The organism is Parasphingopyxis sp., assembly GCF_052168275.1.
GTDB lineage: Bacteria > Pseudomonadota > Alphaproteobacteria > Sphingomonadales > Sphingomonadaceae > Parasphingopyxis.
Genome location: NZ_JBQLZM010000090.1, coordinates 1 through 13345, shown reverse-complemented (window position 1 = coordinate 13345; position 13345 = coordinate 1). Strand labels below are relative to the sequence as shown.

At 66.6% G+C, this 13345-nt stretch carries 14 protein-coding genes; 2 read left to right on the top strand and 12 right to left on the bottom strand.

Annotation, left to right across the window (positions count from 1 at the left end):
* The 6 genes from ACTS1X_RS08125 to ACTS1X_RS08100 all read right to left on the bottom strand — a co-directional run.
* The coding region (locus tag ACTS1X_RS08125; protein WP_442613885.1) for an SDR family NAD(P)-dependent oxidoreductase at positions 1–460 on the bottom strand (460 nt) is incomplete at its 3' end.
* A gap of 103 nt (positions 461–563) precedes the next feature.
* On the bottom strand, positions 564–872 hold the full coding sequence (locus ACTS1X_RS08120) for an REDY-like protein HapK (RefSeq protein ID WP_442613884.1): 309 nt from the start codon (positions 870–872) through the stop codon (positions 564–566).
* Between the two features lie 19 nt (positions 873–891).
* Positions 892–2202 (bottom strand): amidase, encoded by a 1311-nt coding sequence (locus ACTS1X_RS08115; protein WP_442613883.1) that lies wholly within the window; start codon positions 2200–2202, stop codon positions 892–894.
* Positions 2199–3572, bottom strand: coding sequence for a phenylacetate--CoA ligase family protein (locus ACTS1X_RS08110; RefSeq protein ID WP_442613882.1), 1374 nt, complete (start codon positions 3570–3572; stop codon positions 2199–2201). Before ACTS1X_RS08110 ends, ACTS1X_RS08115 begins: the two co-directional genes overlap by 4 nt.
* Entirely contained in the window at positions 3569–4981 is a 1413-nt protein-coding gene (locus ACTS1X_RS08105; RefSeq protein WP_442613881.1) for an MmgE/PrpD family protein, read from the bottom strand. The genes ACTS1X_RS08110 and ACTS1X_RS08105 overlap by 4 nt, the downstream gene beginning before the upstream one ends.
* Positions 4978–6201 carry an MmgE/PrpD family protein gene (locus ACTS1X_RS08100; protein ID WP_442613880.1) on the bottom strand — a complete coding sequence of 408 codons (1224 nt, stop codon included), beginning with the start codon at positions 6199–6201 and terminating at the stop codon, positions 4978–4980. Before ACTS1X_RS08100 ends, ACTS1X_RS08105 begins: the two co-directional genes overlap by 4 nt.
* Positions 6202–6242: 41 nt before the next feature.
* On the opposite strand from ACTS1X_RS08100, the gene ACTS1X_RS08095 reads away from it, so the two are divergent.
* Positions 6243–6980 carry a GntR family transcriptional regulator gene (locus tag ACTS1X_RS08095; RefSeq protein WP_442613879.1) on the top strand — a complete coding sequence of 246 codons (738 nt, stop codon included), beginning with the start codon at positions 6243–6245 and terminating at the stop codon, positions 6978–6980.
* Positions 6981–6988: 8 nt separating this feature from the next.
* Here the strand turns inward: ACTS1X_RS08095 and ACTS1X_RS08090 are convergent, their stop codons facing one another.
* From ACTS1X_RS08090 to ACTS1X_RS08065, 6 genes are all read right to left on the bottom strand, one after another.
* Positions 6989–8077 carry a CaiB/BaiF CoA transferase family protein gene (locus ACTS1X_RS08090; protein ID WP_442613878.1) on the bottom strand — a complete coding sequence of 363 codons (1089 nt, stop codon included), beginning with the start codon at positions 8075–8077 and terminating at the stop codon, positions 6989–6991.
* A gap of 4 nt (positions 8078–8081) precedes the next feature.
* Positions 8082–9314, bottom strand: a complete 1233-nt coding sequence (locus ACTS1X_RS08085) for a CaiB/BaiF CoA transferase family protein (protein WP_442613877.1) — start codon at positions 9312–9314, stop codon at positions 8082–8084.
* Positions 9290–10468, bottom strand: coding sequence for an acyl-CoA dehydrogenase family protein (locus ACTS1X_RS08080; RefSeq protein ID WP_442613876.1), 1179 nt, complete (start codon positions 10466–10468; stop codon positions 9290–9292). The genes ACTS1X_RS08085 and ACTS1X_RS08080 overlap by 25 nt, the downstream gene beginning before the upstream one ends.
* A 68-nt stretch (positions 10469–10536) precedes the next feature.
* Positions 10537–11046: a MaoC family dehydratase gene (locus ACTS1X_RS08075; protein WP_442613875.1), complete on the bottom strand. Its 510-nt coding sequence runs from the start codon at positions 11044–11046 to the stop codon at positions 10537–10539.
* Positions 11039–11878, bottom strand: coding sequence for an HpcH/HpaI aldolase/citrate lyase family protein (locus tag ACTS1X_RS08070; RefSeq protein WP_442613874.1), 840 nt, complete (start codon positions 11876–11878; stop codon positions 11039–11041). Before ACTS1X_RS08070 ends, ACTS1X_RS08075 begins: the two co-directional genes overlap by 8 nt.
* A gap of 84 nt (positions 11879–11962) precedes the next feature.
* Positions 11963–12646 carry a hypothetical protein gene (locus tag ACTS1X_RS08065; protein WP_442613873.1) on the bottom strand — a complete coding sequence of 228 codons (684 nt, stop codon included), beginning with the start codon at positions 12644–12646 and terminating at the stop codon, positions 11963–11965.
* 101 nt (positions 12647–12747) lie between these two features.
* Here ACTS1X_RS08065 and ACTS1X_RS08060 point away from each other — a divergent pair.
* Positions 12748–13345, top strand: a 598-nt coding sequence (locus ACTS1X_RS08060) for a DUF1838 family protein (protein ID WP_442613872.1), incomplete at its 3' end; no start/stop codon positions are given.

Sequence of the window (13345 nt, the reverse complement as noted above, 5' to 3'; positions counted from 1 at the left end):
GAAAGCCGGTCTTCGCGGCCTGGCTGGCGATATTGATGATCCGCCCGCCCCCGCCCTTCGCGACCATCGCCTTGGCGGCGGCCTGGGTGCAGTAGAAGGCGCCGGAAAGATTGACCGCGATGACGGTCGCCCAGTCCTCGGGCTTCACGTCGAGCAGCGGGGTCATCATGAAGCCGATCCCCGCATTGTTGACCATGATGTCGACGCCGCCGAACCGCTCGACCGCCCCGTCGACCAGCGCCTGGCACTGCGCGGCATCGCCGACATCGCAGGCGATCGCCGCGACCTCGGCGCCGCGCCCGCGCAGCTCCTCGGCCACGCCTTCGGCCTCGGTGTCGATCGCGATATCGGAAACGACGCAGTTCGCGCCGTCGTCGGCGAAGCGCTGGAGAATCCCCTGCCCCAGCCCCTTCTCCTTGCCCGAGCCCGTCACGACGATCGTCTTGCCTGCAAACTTCATTGTCTTTTCCTCATTCCCGTAGTCCTGAGCCTGTCGAAGGGCGCTTCTCCGCCGATAGACGCCCTTCGACAGGCTCAGGGCTAACGGAGAGTATTCACCGCCTCTACAAATCTTCGGTCAGGACGAATTGCGGATTGTCCGCATAGTCCTGGAACGGCGCCGCGGCGGCCTGGAACTCTGCCGTCGAGATATCGGCGACGAAGGCGTCCATGTCGGCGACGTCGATGATCTCGAAATAGTCATAGGGCGGCTTGGCGCTGTCGTCGCCGAACAGGCCGGTCGCCTTGTGCACGGTGAAGCCGTCGACCGAGCCGAGCGCGTTGACGCCGGGAATGTCGCGCGTCTTCGCCCATTCCTCATAGTCCGCGACGCTGACCCCGTCCTTCAGGTTGAACAGCACGATGATCCGCATGTCTTTCTCCTCTCGTTGCTCAGAATAGATCGGGCGGGCGATAGCCGTCCAATTGCAGGTCCAGCCCGCGCGCCAGATCGAACAGCCCCGCCTCGTTGCCCGCCGCGGCGATCAGCTGGACGGCGACCGGCAGGCCGGTTTCGTCGGTGCCCGCCGGGATGCTGAGCGATGGCAGCCCGGCGATGTTCGCCAGGCAGGTGAAATCGGCCTGGTTGGCGGGCGCCTTCTCGCTGTGCGGGAACGCCGCCTGCGGCATGGTCGGCAGCAGGATCGCGCCATGGGCGTCGATGGCGGCGTGCAGCGCCTCACGGGTCCGGGCGAGCACCGCCTCGTCCTCGGCGAGATCGGCGGCGGACCGCTTGGGTCCGATATCGATCAGATATTTGAGATGGTCGGACAGCCCGTCCGGATCGGCGGCGCGCAGATCGGCGAGATGATCGTGCAGCGCGCGCGCGGCGCGGATGAAACCGGCAAAGCGGATGCGGGTCAGCGGATCGGGCAGCGCGAACGTCCCGGCCGCACCGAGCAGCCCGACGGCTTTGTCATAGGCGGCGACGACCGCCGGCTCGCATTCGACATCGCCGAGACCGGCGAGCGTCACCGGCATTTCCACCGTTCGAGGCTCGGCGAAATCGATCAATTCGCGCGCGACGATCTCGAGATCGCTGAGCGAGCGCGCCAGCGGGCCGATCGCGTCGAGCGACCCCTCGCAGATTTCGAGGCCGTGCTGCGAAATCGCGTCATGGGTCGGCTTGAGGCCGTAGACGCCGCAATAGGCGGACGGAACCCGGACCGAGCCGAGCGTATCGGTGCCCAGCGCGGCGACGCACAGCCCGGCGGCGACCGCCGCGCCGCTGCCGCCCGACGAGCCGCCCGGCGTATGGCCGATCCGGTGCGGATTCTGCGTAGGCCCAAGCCAGGGATTGTCGGTCTTCGCGCCGAGCGCGGCTTCCTCCATGTTGAGCGTGCCGAGGACGATCGCGCCGGCGTTGCGCAGATCGGCCACGGCCTTCGCGTCGGTCGCGGCGACGCACTCCCTGCGCGCCTCGATCCCGGCGCTCGTGACCAGCCCCTCGACATCGATATTGGCCTTGATCGCCACCGGCACGCCTTCGAGCGGGCGCGGCGCGGCGGAGAGTATCTGCCGGTCGCTCTCGGCCGCCGCCTGCATCGCGCCCGCCTCGTCGAGCTCGACGAACGCGTTGAGATCGCCGTCCAGCGCCGCGATCCGGTCGAACGCCGCCTCGACGACGCCCGACGGCATCGCCTCGCCCGCGCGGTAGAGCGCGAGCAGGCCGGCGACGCCGTGACGATGCAGCGGTTCGGTCAAAGCTTCCTCTCGTCGATCAGGCGGATCGGTTTCTGGCGGACGTCGATCTGCGTGTCCTTCGCGGTCTCGCCGGCGCCGACCATGGCGATATCGACCTCGATGCCGAGCCCGCGCTTCAATATCTCGCCGATCTCGCCTTGGTCCGTCCCGCCCCGGCTTTCCATCACGACCTGCATATGATCCTTGCCGCTCGCATCGCGGGTCACCCGGCAGACATATTCGCCGGTCAGATCCGCGCGGTTTTCGATCAGCGCGCCGATCGCATGCGGGAAGATGTTGATGCCGCGCAATTTCACCATGTTGTCGCTGCGGCCCTTGAAGCCCGAGATGCGCTTGAACACCATGCCGGTGTCGTTCGCGCCGGTCAGCTCCTCGGTCACGTCGTGCGTGTTGAAGCGGATGCAGGGCGCGATATCGTCCTTGAACAGGCAGGTGACGACCATGTCGCCGGTCTCGCCCGTCGCCACCGGCGCGCCCGTATCGACATCGAGCAGCTCCAGATATTGCGCGTCCTCCCAGACGTAGAGGCCGTTGCGGTCCGGCCCCTCGCCCGCGATCGACCCGGTATCGCCGACGCCGTACCAGTCATAGGCTTTCGCGCCATGCCAGGCGGCCTCGGTCGAGGCGCGATCCTCGGTGCCGAGATGGCCGATAATCATGCGCAGCTTTATGCGGTCGAAGAGATTTTCCGCTTCGGCGACCTCGGCGAGCTTGCGGACATAGTCGACGAAACCGACCATCACGGTGACGCCGAAATCGGCCATCAGATTGACCTGGTTGACCGAGCGCGTCTCGATCCCGGTGCCCGCGCTCAGGAACAGCGCGTTCGTATAATGCGTCACGGCCTCGCGGATATAATGGCCGCCATTGATCATGCCATGGCCGTAGACCGACTGGATCACGTCGTCGCCGGTGAGCCCCATCCAGCGGTACATGCGGCCGACGAGCAGGTTGGTGACCTCGCGGCCCTTGGGCCCGAACATCAGCGGCTGGGGACGGCCCGTCGTCCCGCTCGTCGTGTGGAAGACGACCGGCGCGCGCTCGTCGCCCGCGCCGCGCCCGTCGAAATCGCCATAGGGCGGATGATCGTTGACCGAGGCCATCAGGTCGGCCTTGTCGTAGACCGGCAGCCTGGCGATATCCGCCAGCCCCGCGATATCGCCGGGCTCGATGCCTTTCTCGCCCCAGAGCCGCTGATAGAAGGGGATCTCCCAGCCGCGTTTCATCAGCCGCTTGAACTGCGCGTCCTGGATCGCGTGCAGCTCGTCGCGCGACATCGCCGTGTAGCGCGAGACGAAGGCCTCGCCGACCGGATAGTCGGCCAGCATCTGCCTGGCGTCGAAGGCCTCGAAATAGGTGGGAAAGCTCATTGCGGGTCCGTTGCGTAGCTGAGGGGATCGTCGAAGAGCCGCGCATCCGCATCGGGCGACGCGAGCGCGCGGCAGAGATCATATTTCGCCTTGGACTGATCGGCGCTCATCGGCGCATCGGGACTGCCGAGATTGCCGGTGATCTCGCGGGCGATATGGCCGCCATTTTTGAGCATGATCGTCAGCTGTTGCGGGGCGAGCGCATTGGGATCGGGATTGTCGTTCAGCCGCACCGTTACCTTTTCGCCGAGCGCGGACAGGGCCGGGTCGGCGAATTGCTCGGCGGTGAAACAGGCGGGGTTCACGATGCGGTCGCGCAGCAGCAGCGGCACGAGAAAGGCAAGGCAGAGCCGGGCATAGCTCGGCGCCATGTCGGGCTTGTAGGGCCGCCCGACGAGCCGGTTGATCAGCGGCGGCGCGGCGACGTCGACGCTCTCGACCGTCTCAGGATCGAGTTCGCCCGCGCGCAGCAGATCGTCGATCGTGCCGAGCACCCCATGGCTGGCCCGGCCCGAGGGGAAGGGCTTGATGCTGACCTGTTCGATCAGCCAGCGATTGCCGATATCGTTCGTGTAGCGGCTGAGATCGCCGGGCTCGAAAAGCGCGAAATAGCCGAACGGCCCTTCGAGCGCGTCGTGCGGCCCGTCCATCCCGGCCCTAGCGAGATCGACCGCCGCGATCGCCGCGCGCGCGGCGTTGGCGATCTGGAGCGGGAGCGCGATCGAGGCCTCGACATGCGCCTGCATCGTGCCCGCGGCTTGCGAATAGGCAAGACCCAACACATCGGCGAAGCGCTCGGGCGGCAGGTTTTCGAGCCGCGCGACGGCCAGCGCCGCGCCGATCACCCCGGCCGTGGCCGGGCGGAAAAAGGTCATCGCCCCGGTCGCCGCGACGCCCATGCCGCTCGCGATATCGACGCCGATGGCGAGCGCGGCGAGGAAGTCGTCCGGATCGCTGCCGCCCTTGCGGTCGGAGGTCGCTAAGAGCGCCGCCGTCACGACCGACAGCGCATGGACGACCGCCGGCTCGTGCACCGCATCCCATTCGAGGCAATGGATCGCGAAACCGTTGAAGAACGCGGCGGAGGGGGCGGGCAGGGTTTTAACGGCAATATCATTTTCCGTTAGTCCTGAGCCTGTCGAAGGACGCTTCTCCGCCGATAGACGTCCTTCGACAGGCTCAGGACTAACGGATGCAGAAAGCTCTATGGAACCCCCGAGCAGCCTCGCTTCTTCGCCGCCACCCCAACCGCGCACGGCGGCGAGCATATGCTGTGCCCCGTCCGACGCCGCCCCCGCCGCGCCGCCGGCCAGCGTGTCGGCCAACAGCCGCAATACCGCGTCGCGGGCGCTATCTGGCAGACGGTGGTCCGCCATGGCGAAGTCGAGAAGGCGTTGCGTGGCGCTCATGTCAGCCAATCCTCGAGCAGCTTTTCGACCGCCCCGGCCTCATTTTCCCGCAGCGCAACGTCCACCGCCTTTTCCGCATCCTTCGCGCTCAACCCGCCCCATTCGGCAAGATTGTGCATCTTGGCCACGATCTCGGCCTCGCCGACGGGCCGTTCCGGATCGCCGCGCGTATCGACCAGCTCGAGCCCGTTCACCCGCGCGCCGAAATGCGCCGGATAGCGCGCCGTGATCGCCGGGTCCTCGGCCACGGTGACCTGCGCGCGCAGACCGGCCAGCGCTTCAATCGCCGCTTCGGTGAAATCCGCCGGCTCCGCCCTGCGCCCATCGGCCACGACCGCCACGGCATGTTGCAACGAGAATTTGGCGTCGAGCTCGGTCACCGGGTCGGGCCGGTCGCAAAAGGCCAGCGCATCGGCATAGGTTTCGACATGGAAAGGCGCTTCGAGCGTACCCGCCTTGCGCAGCTCCATCGCCGCGTCGATCGCCGGATGGGCATGGCGGCAGGCGGCGAACGGCTTGAAGCTGACGGTGTGGATCAGCCAGCTATCGCCATTATCGGCGAGCGGGCCGGGCTCTTGCGTCATCGCCGCGAACAGACCCTGCGGCCCTTCGAGCAGCGCGGCCGGGCCGGTGATGCCGTTGAACGCCGCCATCGCCGCGTCACAGCCCGTGCTGACTGCGTGATAGACATGCCATTGCTTGGTCATCACATCGTCGTGCCGCATATGCCACAGGCCGCCGGCGACCGACCCGGCATTGGCCAGCGCGGATATCATCGTGTCGCGGCTGAAGTCCCAGTGCGAACCGGCGGCCGCGGCCGCGCCGAACACGCCCGCCGTCGCCGTCGGATGCCAGAGGCTGTAATGATGCGCGTCAAGCGCGCCGCCGATGGCGATCATCGCCTCATAGCCGCGTACCGCAGCGTCGAGAACATCGGCGAGCTTTTCCGGCGCCCCGTTCAACGCGGCCGGCCAGATAACCGGGCCGGGATGCAACAGTGCGGTGCGATGGACATCGTCCATTTCGAGGACATTGCCGAGCAGGGCGGCGCCCGCGAGGGGCATCGAAAGCAGGCCGCTACGCCCCGCCACATCGCTCCGCCGCGCCCCCGCCACGCAGGCCAGCCAGTCGAGCAAATGCAGCCGGGCGCGCAGCCTATCGCTTTCGCCGACGGGCCGCGCTAGTCTTTCCGAAAGTTGCGCCAGAAGCGGTTCGCTCATACAGCCACCGCTCCGGCCGAACGCCGCAAGGGAATGAATACTTGTCCGATACCGCCGCCAAGCCCCGTTACGTCCAGCTCGCCGATTCGCTGCGCGCGGCGATCCTGCGCGGCGACCTGAGCGAAGACGGCCAGTTTCCGACCGAGACCGAGCTGTGCCGCGAACATGGGGTGAGCCGCTATACGGTGCGCGAGGCGCTCAGGCGGCTGGTCGCCGAGGGGCTTATCCAGAGGAAGCGCGGATCGGGCACCGTGATCCAGCCGGCGGCGGCGCGCGGCGGCACCTTGCACCAGCCGCTCTCCAATGTCGGCGAGCTGCTGCAATATGCGCGCGACACGCGCTACGACTTCAAGCCGGTCGGCCTGACGAGCCTGTCGCGGCGCATCGCCGACCATGTTAGCGGCGATACCGACGGGGACTGGTTCCAGTTCCAGGGCGTCCGCACCCGGTTGGGCGATCCCAAGCCGATCGCGATCACCGACGCCTATGTCCATGCCGACTATGCCGAGGCGGCGGCCGAGATCCGCTCGTCCCAGGTCACGATCTTCCGCCAGCTGGAAGAGCTGGCCGGGGTCAAGGTCGCCTATGTCACCCAGGACATCCAGGCGGTCGGCGCGAGCGCGGAGATCGCCAAGGCGCTCGGCATTGCGCGGCGCGCACCCACCTTGCGCATCCTGCGCGCCTATCGCGACGCGAAGAACCGGATCTTCGAGATTTCGGCCAGCCACCATCCGGGCGACCGCTTCGCCTATTCGATGCATATCGACGCCGAGGGCTAGCGCGCCGCTCATCCGTGCTCGTCCAGATCGGGCGCCGGGCCGGGCGGCGGGCCGGGTTCGTTGCGGAAACGGATCGCGGGCGCGATCTGGTGCGCGCCATCGGCCTCGACCAGCATGCCGCGTTCGGCGACGAGAGCGCTGCCCAGCGCCTCGCGGAAATCGAGCACCGGCGAAAAGGCGACATCCTTGTCGGCGAACCAGTCCACCCATTCGTCGCGCGTCTTGGTCGCGAAGGTCTCGGCGAGAAAGGCGCGCAGTTCGGCCTGGGGCTCGCCTGCCTCGGCTTCGCCCAACGGGATCAGGTCGGGCCGGTCGAGCGCCGTCAGGAGATTGCGCACGAACTTCATCTCGCGCGCGCCGAGCGCGACATGCCGCCCGTCCTTCGTCGCATAGACATTGTAGAAGGCCGCGCCGCCCAGCGAGCGCTGCGATTGCGAGCGCGGCGGTTCGCCGCCCGCGATCGCGCCGCCCGCGATATGCGCGCACCAGGGCAGCATCGCCTCGAACATCGTCGCGTCGATATAGTCGCCGCGGCCGGTCTTCTCGCGGCCGATCAGCGCCATCAGGATCGCCGAGAGCGCGGTGAGCCCGGCGGCCATGTCGGCCGAGGGCACGCCGGGCACGACCGGCGTACCGTCCGCGCCGTCATTGACCGAGAGAAAGCCGGTCAGCGCCTGCACGGCGAGATCGTGGGCCGGATGATGCGCCATCGCGCCCGACTGCCCGAAGGCGGAGATCGAACAATAGACGATTGCCGGATTGATCGCCGAGACGGCGTCATAATCGAAACCCAGCCGTTTCATCACGCCCGGGCGGAACCCCTCGACGAACACGTCGGCGCCGGCGACGAGGTCGCGCAGCCGCGCCGCGCCCGCCTCGCTCTTGAGATCGAGCACGATGCTCTTCTTGCCGCGGTTGAGATTGCGGAACCAGACCGACTGGCCGGCTTCCTCGGGGGCCATCTGGCGCGCGGGATCGCCCGCTGCCGGTTCGACCTTGATCACCTCGGCGCCCTGGTCGGCCATCATCATCGTCGCCATCGGCCCCGGGAGGAACAGCGACAGGTCGATCACCTTTATGCCGTCCAGCTGCCCCATGGGATCAAACGATGCCGCTTTGCTTGAGGTCCGCGATCGCCTCGGCGTCATAGCCGAGCGCTGCGAGAATGGCGTCGCTGTCCGCGCCGAGCAGCGGCCCCGCCTGGGTCGGCAGGCGCCGGCCGTCGACCTTGATCGGGCTGGTCAGCACCTTGATCCCGGCGCGGTCCGGATGGTCGACATGGTCGATCATCCCGGTTTCCTCGAGGAACGGATTGTCCATCGCATCCTCGAGGCTGTTGACCGGCGCGACCGGCATCTTGCCCTTCAGCAGGTCGATCCAGTGCGCGGTCGGCCGTGCGCGGAAGACCGCCTCCAGCTCCGCGGTCAGCGCGTCGCGATTGGCGCGGCGGTCGGCGGGGGTGCGGAAGCGCGCATCCTCGGCCAGTTCCGCGCGCCCGATCTCCTCGACAAGGACCGTCCAGAATTTGGGGAGCTGCGCCATCACGAACATCCAGCCGTCCGCGGTGCGGAACATCTGGCTCGGCGTCGCGGTCGGATGGGCGCCATAGGGCGCGCGCGGCGTCACGTCATTCTCGTTCATGTACCACAGGCCCGGATAGCTCATCTGGTGGGCCGCGGCCGACAGCAGGTCGACATCGATATCGCGGCCCAGCCCGGACCGCTCGGCGTCCGCCAGCGCCGCGAGCAGGCCGACCGCCATCATCGTGCCGGTCATGAAGTCGACCATCGAGAGGCCGAAGCGCACCGGCGGCCCGTCCGGTTCGCCGGTCAGCGAGAGGAAGCCCGCCTCGGCCTGCATCAGATAGTCGTAACCGGGCCATTTGGCGCGTTCGTTGTCGCGGCCATAGGCGGAGAGATGCGCGCAGACGAGCCGCGGATTGACGTCCTTCAGCGCGGCATAGGTCAGCCCCAGCCGCGCAGGCAGGTCGCCGCGCAGATTGTTCGCCACGGCATGGGCGTCCGCCGCCAGCTTGCGGAATATCGCGCGTCCCTCCTCGCTCTGCAGGTTGAGCGTCAGCGATTTCTTGTTGAGGTTGAAGGTCTGGAAATAGAGGCTCTCATTCTCGCGCAGGAAATGCGGGCCGACCGCGCGCGCCGTGTCCCCGCCGCCCTTCCCGTTCTGGGGCGGTGGTTCGACCTTGATCACCTCGGCGCCGAGCTGCGCGAGGAACATCGTGCCATAGGGCCCCGCGCCATATTGTTCGGCGGAGAGGATCCGGTAACCGGCCAGGGGAAGCGGGCGCTCGCTCACGCCGGGTTCCGTTTCACCCATTGTTTCGAGATGATCATCCGCTGCATCTCGTTCGTCCCCTCGCCGATGCACATCAGCATCGCGTCGCGATAATAGCGTTCGATCTCATATTCCTTCGAATAGCTGTAGCCGCCATGGATACGCATGCCTTCGTCGGCATTCTTCACGGCCGCTTCGGAAGCGAAATATTTGGCCATGCCCGCCTCCATGTCGCAGCGCTCGCCGCGATCATAGGCCTCGGCCGCGTCGAGCGTCAGCAGCCGTGCCGCCCGGGCGCGCGTCACCATCTCGCCGATCTTGAGCTGGATCGCCTGATGGTTGGCGATCGGGGTGCCCATCGTCTCGCGCGTCTGGGCATATTCGGTCGAGATGCGCAACGCGCCTTCGGCCATGCCGACGCCGCGCGCCGCGACGTTGATCCGGCCGAGCTCGAGCCCGCCCGTCGCCTGGAAGAAGCCCTGCCCCTCGACGCCGCCGATCAGGTTGGCCGCCGGGATGCGGTAATCGTCGAACACCAGCTCGGCGCTGTCGATCGCCTTGTAGCCGAGCTTGTCGAACTTCTTGCCCGTCGTGAACCCGTCCTGCTTGGGCGCGATGAAGAGGCTGATCCCCTTGTAGCGCGGCTCGGCCTTGGGATCGGTCTTGACGAGCAGCGCGAAACAGGAGCCGTTGATGCCGTTCGAAATCCAGGTCTTGGTGCCGTTGATGACATAATCGTCGCCGTCCCGCACCGCCGTCGTCCGGATCGCCTGCAGGTCGGTGCCGGCATTGGGCTCGGTCAGCGCGAGGCCTCCGCGAATCTCGCCGCTCGCGAATTTGGGCAGCCATTTGGCCTTCTGTTCGGGCGTGCCGAACCGCTCGACGGCGGCCGCCATGATCAGGTGCGAGTTGAAGATGCCGGTGATCGCCATCCAGTAGGAGGAGATCAGCATGACGATCTTCGCATAGGTGGTCGCGGGCAGGCCGAGCCCGCCATATTCCTCGCCGATCGTCGCGCCGAACAGGCCCATTTCGGCCATCTGGCCGACCAGTTCCTCGGGCCAGATGTCGCCATGGTCGTGCTTCATCACGACGGGGCGGACCTCGCGATCGACCCATTTCTGGATCGAATCGAGCAGCGCCTGTTCTTCGGCCGGATCCATCGGCGGCCGGCTGGTGTCTGGGGCGGTGGCCATTTTAGCGTCTCCTGCGCCTTGTCATTGCAATAAATCCGCTCACCCGGAGCCTGAACGGAGCGGGAAAACTAGTCGTCGGCATTGCCGAAGCCGCGCTTCCAGATGAGCATCGTCCGCTCGAACGTGCAGACGACGTCGCCATGCTGGTTCTTGCCGATCGTCTTGATCGTCACGATCCCCTGTTCGGGCCGCGAACTCGATTCGCGCTTCTCGAGCACTTCGCTCTCCGCATAGAGCGTATCGCCGGGAAACAACGGGTGGGTGAGCTTGATCTTGTCCCAGCCGAGATTCGCGACCGCCTTCTGGCTGGTGTCGGACACGCTCATCCCGACCATCAGCGCGACGGTGAGCGGCGAGCAGACCAGCGGCTTCTTGAACTCGGTCTTGCTGGCGAACTCATAGTCGAAATGCGCCGGGTGCGTGTTCATCGTCAGCAGGGTGAAATGGACATTGTCGGTGTCCGTGATCGTGCGCCCCGGGCGGTGCTCGTAGATATGGCCCACCTCGAAATCCTCGAAATAGCGCCCGAACGTCTCCCGGAACCGGCCCGGTGAGACTTCGACAACTCCGTCACGCATGGTTTTTCCCTTTCATTCCCAGCATCGCCTCGAACCGCTTGATCACCGGCGCCTCGAGCATCTTTCCGTCGTGGCGGATCGCCTTGCGGCCCGCCGCTTCATAGGCCTCCAGCGCGGATCGCGCCTCGGCCAGTTCGTCTTCCGTCGGGCGCATGACCCGGTTGATCGTCTGGACCTGCTTCGGATGGATCGCGGCCTTGGCGGCGAAGCCCAGCGCCTTGGCGCGCCCCGCCTCCTCTTCGAGCCCCGCCGCGTCGTCGAGCGCGATGAAGGGCACGTCGATCGCCGGTATCCGGGCCGCCGCGGCCGACATCACGAACGCGCCGCGCGCGGCGAGCAGCGGCTCCCAGGCGAGATCGGTGCCGAGCTCGGCCGAAAAATCGCCGCCGCCGAACATCATCGCGGCGACGCCGGGCGCCGCCGCGATCGCATCGCCGGCGCGCAGGCCCTTGACCGTTTCGATCAGCGGCACGAGGCCGGGCGCGGCATCGCCCAATACAGCGCTGGCGATTTCCGGCTCGGCGGCGCTTTCGACCATCGGGATGAAGATCAGGCGCGGCATCGCGGCGGCGGCGCGCAGGGCCAGCAGGTCGGCGAGCCCGGCCGCCGTCCTGAGGCCGTTGATGCGGATCGCGACCTTGCCGGGATCGAGCGTATCGAGCGATGCAATGGCCGCCTCTCGCGCGGTATCCTTGTCGCCCTCGGCAACGGCGTCTTCGAGATCGATGCAGATCAGGTCGGCGCCGCTCTCCGCCGCCTTGGCAAACCGGTCCGGGCGCGATCCGGGCACGAACAATATCGAACTCAATCCGCCCATTTCCCGTCGATCCACTCCCGTTTCATCATTCTCGCCCGCACAATTTGTCCGGACAAATTTAAAGTCAAGCGCCGATTGGTCCGCTCGCCGCAAATCCGGTCACAAAACCGGCTTTACCACGCCGAGCCAGGATGTCGCGATCAGGAGCAGATAAACGATCCAGACCCACACGCGCGTGCGGTCCATCGTCCGGCGCAGCGGAATCTCTGTCTCGTCGCTCGATCCCTCGGCCAGCAGCTTGCCGAGCTGCGGGCCGACGGGCCGGAAGGCAACGTCGATCATGATCGCGGCGGCGAAGATCGCGCCGAACAGCGCCGCCTTCCAGGCGATCCAGGGCTGGTCGAGCGGCGCGCCGGTCAGCAGCGACTGGATGCCCAGCCACAAATAGAAGGCGGTGAGGCCGTATTTGAGCCAGTTCTCGATTTTCCGGTCGCGCGCGGCGCGCGGCGTCTGGTCGTGATTATGTGCGTCCCAGACCAGCCAGAGCCAGAAACCGCCGACGACCCAGCTCGCGGCCAGCAGCCAGCCCGGCACATCCCACCAGTTCCCGGCCGCCAGCACCGAGAGCGAGACCGGCACCATCAGCGCCCAGGCGCTGCGCGGCGTCATGTCGACGAGCACCAGCATCTTCAGCAGGGCGATTCGCTGCTCGAGCGTATAATCGTGGCGTTTGCGGAAATGCTGGCCGAGCAGGAACACGCCGACATCCGCGCCGAGCCACAGCACGAACAGCAGCAAATGCACGTAAACCAGCGTCGGATAGAGATAGGCTTCGAGCGACATGGAAACTCCCCTTGCGCTCCGCTATGACTCGGGCCATTGACAAAGTCAAAATTTGTCCGGACAAATTACACGGACCATTTTGGGCTTTGGGGAGAGGAATAATGGGTATCGGAAAATTCGGCTTGGCTTGCGCGGCACTGGCCGTCACGGGAATGGGCATGGCGGCGGAGGCGCGGACGCTCGATCCGTCGAACCCCGAAGACGCGGTCGAAATATCCAAGCGGCTGCAATGCGGCGAACAGGATGGCGAACCGGCCGTCTATTACTGGTCGGGCCGCGCCTATTCGCGGGTCCGCGGCGAGCGCGACCGGCACCTGTTCAACCTCGAAGGCATGAACATCCGGCAATGCGTCAGCGTGACCGATCCGGAGCGCGGCACCGGCTATCGCCAGGTCAGCCGCGAGATCATGCTCTATACCGATCCCGAAACCGGCGAGGTGCTGCGCGAGTGGGAGAACCCCTGGACCGGCGAAACCAACGAAGTGATGCATGTCGCCAACGACCCGGTGAACATGCGCGCGCCGAACTTCCCGGTCATGGGCGACGGGTCGCCCTACCGGATTTCCACCTATCGCCAGGTCGGCGACTGGGTGCTGATCCCGTTCGAGGTCCCGCTCTTCTACACGAACCCGCTGGGCGGCGACTATCAGGAATTCACCGGCAACATGTATCAGGCGATGGAGATTTTCGACTTCGCCG